Origin of the sequence: Burkholderia sp. 572 (assembly GCF_040545135.1) — a bacterium.
GTDB lineage: Bacteria > Pseudomonadota > Gammaproteobacteria > Burkholderiales > Burkholderiaceae > Burkholderia > Burkholderia cepacia.
Window position 1 is genome coordinate 69,098 of record NZ_JBEPLH010000009.1, and the last position, 13,184, is coordinate 82,281.

Annotated in this window: 12 protein-coding genes; 5 read left to right on the plus strand and 7 right to left on the minus strand. The window is 69.5% G+C overall.

The features are described from left to right. Window positions 1–54 precede the first annotated feature (54 nt). The 7 genes from ABIC51_RS18335 to ypfJ all read right to left on the minus strand — a co-directional run bounded on the left by ABIC51_RS18335 (window position 55) and on the right by ypfJ (window position 7,603). Window positions 55–642 carry a DUF3156 family protein gene (locus ABIC51_RS18335; protein WP_124533280.1) on the minus strand — a complete coding sequence of 196 codons (588 nt, stop codon included), beginning with the start codon at window positions 640–642 and terminating at the stop codon, window positions 55–57. After that, entirely contained in the window at window positions 639–2,141 is a 1,503-nt protein-coding gene (locus tag ABIC51_RS18340) for an APC family permease (protein WP_027789461.1), read from the minus strand. The genes ABIC51_RS18335 and ABIC51_RS18340 overlap by 4 nt, the downstream gene beginning before the upstream one ends. Before the next feature lie 236 nt (window positions 2,142–2,377). Then, window positions 2,378–3,718, minus strand: coding sequence for an aspartate aminotransferase family protein (locus ABIC51_RS18345; protein WP_059525778.1), 1,341 nt, complete (start codon window positions 3,716–3,718; stop codon window positions 2,378–2,380). A gap of 70 nt (window positions 3,719–3,788) precedes the next feature. Then, entirely contained in the window at window positions 3,789–5,291 is a 1,503-nt protein-coding gene (locus ABIC51_RS18350) for an aldehyde dehydrogenase family protein (RefSeq protein WP_124817271.1), read from the minus strand. A gap of 196 nt (window positions 5,292–5,487) precedes the next feature. Beyond that, on the minus strand, window positions 5,488–5,685 hold the full coding sequence (locus ABIC51_RS18355; protein WP_027789464.1) for a hypothetical protein: 198 nt from the start codon (window positions 5,683–5,685) through the stop codon (window positions 5,488–5,490). A 121-nt stretch (window positions 5,686–5,806) separates the two neighbouring features. After that, window positions 5,807–6,547, minus strand: a complete 741-nt coding sequence (locus tag ABIC51_RS18360) for a helix-turn-helix transcriptional regulator (RefSeq protein WP_175897611.1) — start codon at window positions 6,545–6,547, stop codon at window positions 5,807–5,809. 174 nt (window positions 6,548–6,721) lie between these two features. Beyond that, window positions 6,722–7,603, minus strand: a complete 882-nt coding sequence (gene ypfJ, locus ABIC51_RS18365) for a KPN_02809 family neutral zinc metallopeptidase (RefSeq protein WP_027789466.1) — start codon at window positions 7,601–7,603, stop codon at window positions 6,722–6,724. Between the two features lie 394 nt (window positions 7,604–7,997). Here ypfJ and ABIC51_RS18370 point away from each other — a divergent pair, with 394 nt between their 5' ends. The 5 genes from ABIC51_RS18370 (at window position 7,998) to ABIC51_RS18390 (ending at window position 12,977) form a co-directional block, all read left to right on the plus strand. After that, on the plus strand, window positions 7,998–8,789 hold the full coding sequence (locus ABIC51_RS18370; protein ID WP_091919032.1) for an SDR family NAD(P)-dependent oxidoreductase: 792 nt from the start codon (window positions 7,998–8,000) through the stop codon (window positions 8,787–8,789). A gap of 190 nt (window positions 8,790–8,979) precedes the next feature. After that, a complete protein-coding gene (locus tag ABIC51_RS18375) occupies window positions 8,980–10,038 on the plus strand; it encodes a LysR family transcriptional regulator (RefSeq protein WP_175854414.1) in 1,059 nt (352 codons plus the stop codon). Between the two features lie 100 nt (window positions 10,039–10,138). Next, on the plus strand, window positions 10,139–10,828 hold the full coding sequence (locus ABIC51_RS18380) for a DUF4286 family protein (protein WP_027789469.1): 690 nt from the start codon (window positions 10,139–10,141) through the stop codon (window positions 10,826–10,828). Between the two features lie 162 nt (window positions 10,829–10,990). Next, window positions 10,991–12,226, plus strand: a complete 1,236-nt coding sequence (locus ABIC51_RS18385; protein ID WP_370672073.1) for an MFS transporter — start codon at window positions 10,991–10,993, stop codon at window positions 12,224–12,226. A gap of 49 nt (window positions 12,227–12,275) precedes the next feature. Continuing rightward, on the plus strand, window positions 12,276–12,977 hold the full coding sequence (locus ABIC51_RS18390; RefSeq protein WP_175897612.1) for a DUF2848 domain-containing protein: 702 nt from the start codon (window positions 12,276–12,278) through the stop codon (window positions 12,975–12,977). Window positions 12,978–13,184: the final 207 nt, after the last annotated feature.

Here is a 13,184-nt window from a genome sequence, read left to right on the forward strand (position 1 = left end):
CGGTAAAACCCCTAAACGCGGCCGCCGGGTTCCCCCGGCGCGCAACGCCACAGCTTACCCGTGCAAAATCCTGCGTAGTGCGGTTTCGAACGCAAGACAGGCCGCCGACAGCGCGGCGGCCTGCTCGCCCGTCAGGCGGACGTAGCGGCGGAACGACGGCATCCGGTTCACGACCTCGCTGCCGCCGAACGGCACGATCGCGAGCGTCCAGCGGCCGTCGCGCGCGTCGATCGCGCAGTCGGTCAGGTGCAGCGGCCGCAGCGCGTCGGCCAGCGACGGCTCGGCGACCAGCGCGGCCACCGTGTCGACGAATCCGGGGTCGCATCCCGGCTCGGCCACCGCGTCGATGCCCGTGCGGCGCAGCCAGCCGGTCTGCGTCACCCGCGCGCGGCCCTGCACGGCCGGGCCGCATGCGGTGGCCGCCACCTTCACGCTGACCGTATGCATCAGGAACTGGCGATCGACACGCTCGTCGATGCCCACGCGCACGCCGTTCGGCAACCGGGCCGTCAGACCGCCGCCCCCGTCGGCATCGCGCGCGGCGCCCAGATCGGCGAGCACGCGCGCGGCGATCGCGCCGGGCCGATGGCCGGGCGGCGGCGCATCGGGCGCCGCGCGCCAGCGGGCGAGCGCAGCCTTCACGACGCGACGTGCTCGTTGCGCAGCACTTCTTCCACCGGCACCGGCTTGAACGGATGACGGCGCTGCACGACGAGCGTCCAGAACAGCGCGTACAGCGCGGTGAGCCCGAGCATCGCGCCGAACGGCACGTAGATGTCGCGCGCGTTCATGCCCGGCGGCGTGATGTACCAGATCGCGAGCACGATGCCGACGCTCGACACGATCTGCGGCAGCGGGAACAGCGGCGAACGGTACGGGCGCGGCAGGTCCGGGCGGCGAATCCGCAGCATCACGACCGACGCGGTGACGAGCAGGTACGCGGTGCCCCACGCGCAGGTCGCCGCGAGCACGAGGTGCAGGATGCTGTCGAGATTGCCGTTGATCAGCCACGCGTGGAAGATCGGCACGATCGCCGCCGCGACGATGCCGACCACCGGCGTCTTGAAGCGCGGATGCAGGTACGCGAAGCAGCGCGGCAGCGCACCGTCGATCGCCATCCCGTACAGGATGCGCGGCAGCCCGGCCATCAGCGTGTTGATCGTCGCGGCGCCCGCGCACAGGAATGCGATGCCGAACCAGATGCGGCCGAAGGGCCCAAGCACCTGCAGCGCGAACGCGGGAATCGCGCCCGGCGTGTCGAGCAGGTGCGTGAGGCCGTCGGGGCTCACGGGCACGTTCGCGACCTGGCGGCGGATCGCCGCGCCGTACAGGAACATGCAGATCGCGACGCCGACGAGGCCGAGCGCCATCGCGCGCGGAATCGTCTTGCCCGGCGTCTTCATTTCCGGCGCGAGCGGCGTGACGAACTCGCAGCCGACGAACATGAACATCGCCATCCCGACGAGCGACAGCACGGCCGGCACCGACGTGCCGACTTCCGAGCCGCCGAACCAGCCGTCGAGATGCACGGCCGGCGCGGCCGCGAGCCCGAGGATGCCGAAGATCATCAGCGACAGCCACATGCCGGCCGTCAGCACGATCTCGAGCTTGCTGAACACCTTGATGCCGATGATGTTGGTGATCGCGAACGTGACCACGAGACCGACGCCGACGAGCCACGAGCTGTTGTGCTTCTCGAACGCGGCATTCAGCGATTCGAAATTGACGAGCGCCATGATGCCGCTCAGGATCGTTTCCGCCGTGCCGGCGAACACGTGCACGAGGAAATACGCGGAGATCGTGCCGGTGATCGCCCAGAAGCGGCCGAGCCCGCACGACAGGTAATCGTAAACCGAGCCGGCCGTCGGCAGCATCGCGGCGGCTTCCGAGAACGTGGTCGCCTGCGCCTGCATCATCACGAACGCGATGATCATCGCGACCGCGAACGCCCAGCCGCCCATCCCGAAGCCCGATGTCGCGGTGAGAATCACCGGGCTTGCCATGATGAGGCCGACGGCGCTCGCCAGCGCGGTCGGAAAGCCGACCGCGCCCGCCTTCAGCGCCGTGCCGCCGCCTGCCTCGGCCGGCGTGCCGGCGGGCGCGCCGCCCGCGGCGCCGGTAATACCTGACCATCCCGACATCTTCGTCTCCTTCCTGAACGGGCCCGAACCTGCGCTCCGGCAGCTATCGGGGCCCCATGCTTTGCGGTCGGCCCGGGGCGGCGCTTCAGCGCTTCGATTCCCGGGCCCCCTGTCGATCACACCTTGATCCGATGTCGAAAAAATACGCAGGCAAAATAATCCGGTCATAGCGCAAATCGGCAAACCGGCGGCGGCCGCGCTGCCCGCCGCCGGTGTGCCGTCACGCGATCGCGCCGTTACGCGAACGGCACGGCCTCGAAGCCCGCCGCGAGCGCGTCGACGATCCGGTCGAGCTGCTCGCGCTGGATCACGAGCGGCGGCGACAGGATGATCTTCGTGCCGACCGGACGCACCAGCACGCCGTTCTCGCGCGCGACTTCCGCGACAGCATTCGCGTAGCCGGACAGCGGGTCGATCGGCTCACGCGTGTCCTTGTTCGCGACGAGGTCGAGCGCGAGCATCAGCCCCTTGCCGCGCACCTCGCCGACCGCCGCGAAGCGTTCCGCGAACGGCTGCAGCGCTTCGAGCAGATACGCGCCCTGCTTCGCCGCATTCGCCGGCAGGTCTTCCTTCACGACGATGTCGAGGCTCGCGATCGCGGCCGCGCATGCGACCGGGTGGCCCGCATACGTGTAGCCGTGCATGATCGCGCCGCCGAAATCGGCGTTCGCGGCGAACGCGTCCTCGATCCGCGCGTTCACGACCGTCGCGCCGAGCGGCACGTAGCCCGACGAGATCCCCTTCGCGAGACACATGATGTCCGGGCGCACGCCCCAGCCGCGGCTGCCGAACAGGCTGCCGCTGCGGCCGAAGCCCGTCACGACTTCATCGGCGATCAGCAGGACGCCGTAACGGTCGCACACCTCGCGCACGAGCGGCCAGTAGTTGGCCGGCGGCACGATCACGCCGCCCGCGCCCTGGATCGGCTCCGCGATGAATGCGGCCACCGTGTCCGGGCTCTGGAACTGGATCTCGCGCTCGAGCATTTCCGCGCAGATCCGGCCGAGTTCTTCGGGGTCCTGCGTGAACGGGTTGCGGTACAGCCACGGCGTCTCGACGTGAAAGCAGCCCGGCAGGTTCGGCTCGTAGTTGCGGCGGAACACCGTGTTGCCGTTCACCGACGCGCCGCCGAAGTGCGTGCCGTGATAACCCTGCTTCAGCGAGATGAACTTCGTGCGGTCGGCCTGGCCGCGCACCTTCCAGTACTGGCGCGCGATCTTCAGCGCGGTCTCGATCGAATCGGAGCCGCCCGAGCTGTACAGCACGCGGCGCATCCCTTCCGGTTCGAGCAGGTCGATCACCTTCTTCGACAGCTCTTCCGCGCGCGGATGCGAGATCCCGTCGAACAGCTGGAAGTATTCGAGCTCGTCGAGCTGGCGCACGATCGCGTCCTTCACTTCCTGGCGGTTGTGGCCGACGTTCACGTTCCACAGGCCCGCGACGCCGTCGACGAGCTTGCGTCCCTGTTCGTCGAACACGTAGCAGCCGTCGCCGCGCACGATGCGGATTGGCTTGCGCTGCTTCATCTCGTTCGGGTGCAGCATCGGGTGCCAGAATTTTGCTTCGTTGTAGCTCATTGCAGTCTCCACGGTCGGATCGTTTGAACCTGGGTCGTCCGGGTTCAGGGTTCGAGGTTGATGCCGCGCGTCAGTGCGCGATGCAGACGGATTTGGTTTCGGTGAAGCCTTCGATCGCGTACTGGCCGAACTCCCGGCCGATGCCCGATTGCTTGTAGCCGCCGAACGGCATCGACGGATCGAGCGGGATATGGCAGTTCACCCACACGGTGCCGGCCTCGATCTGCGGCACGAGGTTCATCACGCGCTTCAGGTCGTTGCTCCAGATGCTCGCGGCGAGGCCGTACGGCGACGCGTTCGCGAGACGCACCGCGTCGGCCGCATCGTCGAACGGCACGACGACGATCACCGGGCCGAACACTTCGTCGCGCACGATCGCGCTGTCCGGATGCGGATCGGCGATCACGGCCGGCTTCACGTAGTAGCCGGGCAGGTCGTCGGCCGGCGTGCCGCCCGCGAGGAACGTCAGGCCCGCGCGGCGCGCGCCCTCGATGTGCTGGACGACCTTGTCGCGATGGTGCGCGGAGACCAGCGGGTTGATCTGCGCGGTCGTGTCGAGTCCCGCGCCGAGCTTCATCGACTGCGCGACGCCTGCGAGGCCGTCGGCAAGCTGCGCGAACTTGCTGCGGTGCACATAGATGCGCGACGCGGCCGCGCACACCTGCCCCTGGTTGAAGAACGCGCCGGCGGCGACGCCGTCGAGCGCCTGTGCGACGTCGACGTCGTCGAGCATCACGATCGGGTTCTTGCCGCCGAGCTCGAGCGAGAAGCGCGTCATGTTCTGCACGGCTGCCGCGCCGACCAGCTTGCCGGTCGCGGTCGAGCCCGTGAACGAGATCTTCGCGATCGACGGGTGGCTCGCGAGCGCGGCGCCGCATACGCGGCCGCCGGTGACGACGTTGAACACGCCGGGCGGCACGCCGGCTTCGCGTGCGAGCTCGGCCAGGCGCAGCGCGGTGAGCGGCGTTTCCGGCGACGGCTTCAGCACGATCGTGCAGCCGGCCGCGAGCGCGGGGATCAGCTTCCACACCGCGATCATCAGCGGGAAATTCCACGGCACGATCGCGGCGACCACGCCGACCGGCTCCTTGCGCGTATAGGCCGTATAACGCGCGCCGGGCGGAAACGGGATCGACACGTCGAGCGTCTGGCCGGTGATCTTGGTCGCCCAGCCGGCCATGTAGCGCACGTATTCGACGCTCGCGCCGACCTCGATCGCGCGCGACACGTGAATCGACTTGCCCTGGTTCAGCGTTTCGAGCTGCGCGAGCGTTTCGGCGTCGGCCTCGATCAGGTCGGCGAGTTTCAGCAGGATGCGTTCGCGGTCGGCCGGGCGCAGGCCGCTCCACACGCGGGTGTCGAACGCGTGCTTCGCGCTGGCGACCGCGCGGTCGACGTCGCGTTCGTCGGCGTCCGCGACCGTCGCGAGCCGCTCGCCCGTCGCGGGGTCGTACACGTCGAGTCGCGCGGCCGCGTGGGCGGGCTGCATTTCGCCGTCGATGAAGAGGCCGAAATCGCGCGCAACGAAAGTGCGCACGGTGTCGCTGACGGCGACGAAGGTCGTGGTGCTCATGGGCGTCTCGAGGATTGTCGTGGCTGGACCGCGTGCGTGTGAGGCACGCGGGCGTCGGACCACTGTATCGACGAGGGTTCCCGCCCGGTGAGCGCAAATTGGCAGCGCGTGGGGAGAAGGCGGCGGGGTCGAACCGCGCGGGAGGTCGGGCGCGGCAAGGCGAGGTGAAAAGCCGGTACGGGAACGGACTGAAAGGCTAGTTTCTGAAACCGTGCCCCATCGACGCCAGGAAATCGTATGCCTGGTAATCCAGCCAGTAAATGCCGAGCGCAAGCGGGATCAGGAAATACAGCGAGTCGTAGGTTCCGCTTCGCACGGTTCTGATGATGAAAATCGGTAGCGCAATGCTCAAGGCGATGACCACCAGCGAAGCGGCAATGATTGCGACGTCCATGTTCGCGGCCCTTTGATTGTTATCGAAGCGACGAGCGTACATGGTCAGCAGCGCTTGGCGTGGGAATTCACGAATCGGCGATCGCGAAGGTTCGAAGTCCGAGCCGCAATTATCCGATGAATTACAGGAACAGCGCCCCCACCAGTTCGGTGCGGTTCGACACGCCGAGCTTGCGGTACATGCGCATCAGGTGCGTCTTGACGGTCGGCTGGCCGAGCGCGAGATCGCGCGCGATCTCCTTGTTCGAGCGGCCATCGCGCACGAGGCGCGCGATCTGCTCCTCGCGATAGGTCAGCCGCTCCTCGCAGCCGATCCGGTGGATCCCGCGCCGCGCGCGCAGCAGCGGGCTCAGCGCGGCTTCGGCAACGGGCTGCAGCCGCGCGAGCGCATCGATCTCGCCGGGTGCGAACCGCCCGGCCGTGGCGTTGCCGGCCGCGCTGCCGCGCGAGTCGCCGGCCCCGAAGCGCAATAGCGAGAACGCGCCGACCGTCCGGCCCGCGTCGCGCAGCCAGATCTCGACGACGTCGGCCACGTCGTGGCGCCGCAGGAAACGGGTCCAGTACGCGGACGCGTCGCGTCTTTCGTCAGGCAATTGCGACGCGAGCGTGACGACCGCTCGGTCGCCCGCCGCGCAGCGCGACGGATGCAGCGGATCGAGCATCCGGTAGCGTGCGACATAGGTGCGATGCATCGATTCCGGCATCCCGAACAGCTCGAAATCGGCCGGCTCGCCGCTCTGATCGAGCCGGTAGAACACGATCGCGGACGGGCTCGCGAACGCGTCGAACGCATCCACGCACGCGCGCAGCGCGCGTGGCCAGTCGTCGGAGGCCGGATCGGCGGGAACGGTTGGGAGCGGCATGGTGGAATCGGCTGGCGGCGCGAACGTCTCGAAAATCGAAGTTCGGGCCAGCCTATCGGCGCCGAAAAGCGCCGGTGAGCACAAATCGGCAAATCGTCCCGGTTTGGCGGCGGTGGCTGGTGTGGCCGATGCAGCCAGGACGACACAGGCGCGCGACGACGCGCGCGCCGCGTGTCAGCGCGCGTTCGACGCGAACGTGTCGCAGGCGCTCAGCTCGCCCGATTCCATCCCGCGCCGCAGCCAGTACACGCGTTGGTCGCTGGTGCCGTGCGTAAAGCTCTCCGGCACGACGTAACCCTGCCCTTGCTGCTGCAGCCGGTCGTCGCCGATCGCGGCGGCCGCCTTCAGCCCCTGCTCGAAATCGCCGGGTTCCATCAGCCGCTGGTTCGCGCGCTGCGCGTTGTTCGCCCACACGCCGGCAAAGCAGTCGGCCTGCAGCTCCATCCGTACCGACAGCGCGTTCGAGTGCGCCTGGCTCGCCCGCCGGCGCGCGGCGTCGACCTTGTCGGAAATGCCGAGCAGGTTCTGCACGTGATGGCCGACTTCGTGCGCGACCACGTAAGCCTGCGCGAAATCGCCGCCCGCGCCGAAACGCCGGCGCAGCTCGTCGTAGAAACCGAGATCGATATACACCTTGCGGTCGGCCGGGCAATAGAACGGCCCCATCGCCGTCTGGCCCGTGCCGCATGCTGTCGGGGTCGAGTTCGTGAACATCACGAGCGTCGGCGGCTGGTATTGCGCATGCAGTTGGGTATTGAACACGCCCGTCCACGTGCGCTCGATATTGCCGAGCACCTTGCGCGTGAACACCGCGCCCGGATCGTTCGCCGGCACGCCCTGCCGCTGCGTGGGCGCGGGCTGCGCCTGCTGCTGGCGGCCCTGCAGCGCCGATGCGCCTTCGAGCACCACGCGCGGGTCGATCCCGAAGAAATACGACGCGGCGAACGCGATCACGATCGTGCCGATGCCGATCGTCGCGCCCCGCCCGCCGCCGAACCCGCCGGCGCCACGGCGATCCTCGACGTTCGTGCTTTCCCTTTCGTCGTCCAGCCTCATTGCCGGCCCTCCCTGTTCCTGTCGATGGCCGGCGCGCGGGCGCGCAACCGGGCGATATGTTGTGTGGTCGCGGCACGATCGTTCGGCAGAGGCAACGCCTGCGTGCCGGGATCGCCGGCCCGCCGCTCCGCTCGCACGACGGAATCGGCCGGCCGATGCGCCGCGCGTCGATACGCGGCTCGCCCGCGCTATTCTGCCGGGCTTTCGTGACTTATCGCAAAAATGTGGAGGATAGTGCGATTCGGCGCAGGACATCGTCAGCCTTTGCAAAATGGCCTGTACCCGCCTCCGGTCGCCCGCTCCGGATGCCGCCCGCGTTCATCCCTTCGGCTGATACCGGCGCTCGCCGGCCCCGCCTAAAGTGACCGGAAACCACCCCTTTCCGGAGCACGACATGACACACCCGCCCCCCCGCACGATCGCAATCACAGGCGCCGGCACCGGCATCGGCGCCGCGTGCGCGCGCCGCTTCGCACGCGGCGGCGACCGCGTCGTGCTGATCGGCCGGCGTCAGGCGCCGCTCGACGCGCTGGCCGCCGAAACGGGCGGCCTCGCGCTTGCCGGCGATGCCGCGAGCGCCACCGACTGGGCCCGCTTCCTGCCGCATATCGCCGAACGCGTCGGCCGCGTCGACGCGCTCGTCGCATGCGCGGGCGGCCACGGGCTCGGCCGCGCGGACGAAACCGACGACGCGCAGTGGCGCGACGCGATGCACGCGAACCTCGACACCGCGTTCGTGAGCGCTCGCGCGTGCCTGCCCGACCTGATCGCGCAGCGCGGCAGCATCGTGCTGGTCGCGTCGATCGCCGCGCTCGCGGCCGGGCCGGGCGTGTGCGGCTACACGGTCGGCAAGCATGCGCTGCTCGGGCTCGCGCGGTCGCTCGCGCGCGACTACGGGCCGCACGGCGTGCGGGCGAACGCGGTGTGCCCCGGCTGGGTCCGCACGCCGATGGCCGATGCGGAGATGGAACCGCTGATGTCGGCGCACGGCGACACGCTCGACGGCGCGTATGCGCGCGTCAGCGCCGACGTGCCGCTGCGCCGCGCGGCCGACCCGGACGAGATCGCGGCCGTGTGCGCGTTCCTCGCGTCGCCGGACGCGTCGTTCGTGACCGGTGCGACGCTCGTCGCGGACGGCGGCGCGATGGTCGTCGACGTGCCGACGCTCGCATTCGACAAGCTCTGATGCGCGCGGGCGCGCCGCCCGCGTCACCCTTCGTTGCACCGGGCGCGTCGTGCGGGCTTGCCGGCACGCCGCCGCCCATCCGCCCCCACGACGCGCACCGCGCCGCCCGCTCGTTTCCCGGCGCCGAAAATCCGCTACCATCGACCGGTCCCGCCGCCCCGCCCGGCACCGCCTCACGTTTCGGACTTCGATGAACATCCGGTTTCTTGAAACCTTCGTCTGGCTCGCGAAGCTGGAAAATTTCCGGCTCACGGCCGAAAAACTCCACACGACGCAGGCCGCCGTGTCGAGCCGCATCGCGTCGCTCGAGGAAGCGTTCGACGTGCGCCTGTTCGACCGCAACACGCGCTCGGCCACGCTCACGCCCGCCGGGCGCCGCATGCTCGCGTACGCGGAGCGGATCGTGCGGCTCGACGGCGAAATGCGGCGCGACATCGACGCGGCGAGCGACGCGGGCCTGATCCGGATCGGCGTGATCGAATCGATCGTGCACAGCTGGTTTCCCGCGCTGATGGCGCAACTGCGCGAGCGCTATCCGCGCCTCGACGTCGAGATCACGAGCGACACGACGCTGCACCTGATCCGCCTGCTCAGCACCGACGGCGTCGACCTGATCCTGCAGACCGACCCGGTGCCGGGCCCCGACTTCACGAACCTGCCGCTGTGCGAATTCCCGGTGCGCTGGGCGGCCAGCCCGCGCCTCGGGCTCGGCGGCCAGCCGCTCGACGTCGCGCGCCTGGCCGAATTCCCGATCATCAGCTTCTCGCGCCACTCCGGGCCGCACGCGACGATCGAACGGCTGTTCGCGGCCGTCGAGCGGCCGGCCAGCATCAACTGCATCACGTCGGTCGCCGCGATGATCCGCCTCGTCGCCGACGGCTTCGGCGTGGCCGCGTTGCCGCCCGCGATCATCGGGCGCGAGCTGCACGAAGGTGCGCTGGAGCTGCTCGACGTCGAACCCGAATTCCCCGCGCTGCCGCTCGTCGCGTCGTACCGCAGCCAGGGCCTGCCGGTGGCCGCGCGTATCGCGGAACTGGCCAGCGAAGTCGCGCGCGCGATGCCGGCCGCCGCAAGCCACGCCAAGCCGGCGACGGTGACACCGACACCGACCACGGCCGATCGCGCGGACACCACACCCGCCCGCTCCGCGACGAAGTCAAAAGCCAAGACACCGGCGAAAGCGAAACGCACGACGCCATCCGCACCGCCCGCCACGTCCCCCGCCAAACGCCGCCCGCGCCGCTCATAAGAAAACCTGTTCACCGCGAATTTGTTTTCTTGTTGGACGGGCACGGCCCGTCTTCGGGACACTGCGGTTCCTGACACGCCCCCGTCACGAGGAACCCGCAATGACCCGCTTTTCCCTTCCGCACGGCCAGCTTTGCGTCTGGACGGATATCGACCCCGCGCACGAAGCCGATTTCAACGCGTGGTACGACCGCGAGCACATGCAGGAACGTGTCGCGATTCCGGGCTTCACGCATGCGCGGCGCTTTCGCGCGACCGATCGCGGCCCGCGCAAGTACCTCGCGCTGTACGTGACGGACGCGCTCGACGTGTTTCACGGCGACGCGTACCGGCGCGCGTTCACGCAGCAGACCGCATGGTCGCTCGCGAACTTCGAGCGCATGACGGGTACGCAGCGGCGCGTCGGCGAACTGACGATCGAGGCCGGCGACGGCGAAGGCGCGCATCTCGCGCTGTTCGTGCTGCCGCCGGATCGCATCGACGTACCGCACCTGCGCGAACGCTTCGACGACGCGCTGCACGAACCGGGCATCCACGCCGCACGGCTCTTTCGCACCGCGCCCGACCTGTCCGCGCCGATCGGCGCCGATGCGGCCGCCCGCCCGGCCGCCGACGCGCTCGTGCTGATCGAAGGCAGCGATGCGGCCGCGACGCGCCGCGTGGCCGCCACGCTCGCCGGGCACGACGACGTGCGCACCTTCGCGCTGCTGTGGCGCGCCGCCGCGCCGCTGCATGCGGCACGCGGCGACGTCGAAACCGACCCTGCTGCCGCCGCCGCGCTGCCGGCCTGATCGCCCGCGCCGACCGCATCGCATGCGCGCGGCACGCCCGCGCATCGGCCCGGCGCTCCATCCCGTTCCCCTCACGACATGCCCGACACCATGAGCACTCTCGCCCAGCCCGCCGCCCACGCGCCCCGCCGCGTCCGCAACAGCCGACTCGCGACCGCGAGCATGATCGGCACGTCACTCGAGTGGTACGACTTCACGATCTACAACACGCTCGCCGCACTCGTCTTCAACCACCTGTTCTTCCCTTCGGTCGATCCGCTCGCCGGCACGATCCTCGCGTTCTCGACCTATGCGGTCGGCTACGTGTCGCGCCCGCTCGGCGGCTTCGTGTTCGGCAATCTCGGCGACCGCATCGGCCGCCGCGCGGTGCTGATGCTCACGCTCGTGCTGATGGGCGTGACGACCGCGCTGATGGGGGCGCTGCCGACTTACGCGCAGGCCGGCATCCTGAGCCCGATCCTGCTCGTCGCGCTGCGCTTCGTGCAGGGCGTCGCGCTCGGCGGCGAATGGGCCGGCGCGGTGCTGCTGTCGGTCGAGCACGGCGACCAGAAGCGGCGCGGGTTGTCCGCATCGTGGACGCAGATCGGCCCGTCGTTCGGCACGCTGCTCGGCACCGGCTGCATCGCGCTCGTGACGCTGTCGACCACGTCCGGGGACTTCCTGTCGTGGGGCTGGCGCGTGCCGTTCGCGGCCAGCGCGCTGCTCGTCGTGTTCGGTTTCTGGCTGCGCCGCGGCGTCGATGAAACGCCGCAGTTCGAACAGCTCGCCGAATCGCACGCGACCGCCGAGGTGCCGGTCGCGGACGTGCTGAAGTACCACTGGAAGCGCCTGCTGATCGCCGGCGGTTCGCGAATCGGTTCGGACGTGCTGTATGCGCTGATCGTCGTGTTCACGCTGACCTACGTGACGACCGTGCTGCACCTGTCGCGCCCCGTCGCCCTGACGGCCGTGATGATCGGCACGGCCTGCAACGCGCTCGCGGTGCCGTTCTTCGGCGCGCTGTCGGATCGCTTCGGCCGCCGGCCCGTCTATCTCGCCGGCGCGCTCGCCGGGATCGTGTGGGCGTTCGTGTTCTTCGCGATGCTCGATTCGGCGCGCCCGGGCGCGATCGTCGCGGCCGTCGCGATCGGCCTCGTGATCCACGCGGTGATGTACGGCCCGCAGGGCGCGTTCGTGACCGAGCAGTTCCCGACCCGCGTGCGCTATGCAGGCTCGTCGCTCGCGTACACGCTCGCCGGCATCGTCGGCGGCGGCTTCGCGCCGCTCGTGATCGCCACGCTGTTCCGGCAGACCGGCACGACGACGGCCGTGTCGCTGTACGTCGCCGCCGCGCTCGTCGTCACGTCGATCGCGCTCCTCGTCGCGCGCGAAACCGCGCACCGGCCGCTCGCGGATTGAGCATCGCCGCGAGTCGCTCCCTTCCTTCGGACTTCAAACGGAAACCCGCATGCAAACCCTGTCGTTCAACGTGATTTCCCGGCAACCCGCACCGGCCACCGTCGACGTCGAGATCGAGCGCGTCGTGATCGCCGGCTGGGCCGGCCGCGATCCGGCGGCGATCCGCGCGCATATCGACGAACTCGCGGCGCTCGGCGTTGCGCCGCCGTCGACCACGCCCTGCTTCTATCGCGTGTCGGCCGCGCTGCTCACGCAGGCGCCGTCGATCGGCGTGCTCGGCGCGCGCTCGGGCGGCGAGATCGAATGCGTGCTGGTCGACAGCCCGGCCGGCACGCTCGTGACCGTCGGCTCCGACCATACGGATCGCGAAGTCGAGGCCTACGGCGTCGCGGTGTCGAAGCAGGTGTGCGCGAAACCGCTCGGTCGCGACGCGTGGCTTTATGCGGATGTTGCCGATCACTGGGATGCAATCGAGATGCATGCGTGGCTGATCCCGCGCGACGGCGAGCGCGCGGCCTACCAGCACGGCGCGGTCAGCGGCCTGCTCGCACCCGACGTGCTGTGGCATCGCTTCGACGACCGCCGCACGATGCCCGCGCGCTGCGCGATGTATGGCGGCACGGTCGCCGTGCATGGCGCGATCGCGGCGATGGGCGACGGCGATGCGTTCGAAATGGAACTGCTCGATCCGGTGCTCGGGCGCAGCCTTCGGCACCGTTATGCGGTGGAGGTGCTGCCGGTCGTCGCGTGACGGGCCGACACACGGGCACGACGGCGCTCCGTCGCCGCGCCCGTCTCTGCTAGTACGGCTGAAAGCAGTGATAGTCCGGGAAGTTGACCTGCGAGTTGTCGCAATACAGCACACCCACCAGGTTGGTGCACCCGCTCAACGCGAACATGATTGCCCCCGCAACCGACACTTTCCATCCGAAATGCAGCATTGTGCCCCCGGTTTCGC

Bases quoted from the DNA above. Each gene is read 5' to 3' on its own strand.
- ABIC51_RS18370 (WP_091919032.1), top strand. From the start codon at position 7,998: ATGACACACCCGCCCCCCCGCACGATCGCAATCACAGGCGCCGGCACC.
- ABIC51_RS18390 (WP_175897612.1), top strand. From the start codon at position 12,276: ATGCAAACCCTGTCGTTCAACGTGATTTCCCGGCAACCCGCACCGGCC.
- ABIC51_RS18340 (WP_027789461.1), bottom strand. From the start codon at position 2,141: ATGTCGGGATGGTCAGGTATTACCGGCGCCGCGGGCGGCGCGCCCGCC.
- ABIC51_RS18380 (WP_027789469.1), top strand. From the start codon at position 10,139: ATGACCCGCTTTTCCCTTCCGCACGGCCAGCTTTGCGTCTGGACGGAT.
- ypfJ (WP_027789466.1), bottom strand. From the start codon at position 7,603: ATGAGGCTGGACGACGAAAGGGAAAGCACGAACGTCGAGGATCGCCGT.
- ABIC51_RS18375 (WP_175854414.1), top strand. From the start codon at position 8,980: ATGAACATCCGGTTTCTTGAAACCTTCGTCTGGCTCGCGAAGCTGGAA.
- ABIC51_RS18385 (WP_370672073.1), top strand. From the start codon at position 10,991: ATGATCGGCACGTCACTCGAGTGGTACGACTTCACGATCTACAACACG.
- ABIC51_RS18345 (WP_059525778.1), bottom strand. From the start codon at position 3,718: ATGAGCTACAACGAAGCAAAATTCTGGCACCCGATGCTGCACCCGAAC.
- ABIC51_RS18355 (WP_027789464.1), bottom strand. From the start codon at position 5,685: ATGGACGTCGCAATCATTGCCGCTTCGCTGGTGGTCATCGCCTTGAGC.
- ABIC51_RS18350 (WP_124817271.1), bottom strand. From the start codon at position 5,291: ATGAGCACCACGACCTTCGTCGCCGTCAGCGACACCGTGCGCACTTTC.
- ABIC51_RS18360 (WP_175897611.1), bottom strand. From the start codon at position 6,547: ATGCCGCTCCCAACCGTTCCCGCCGATCCGGCCTCCGACGACTGGCCA.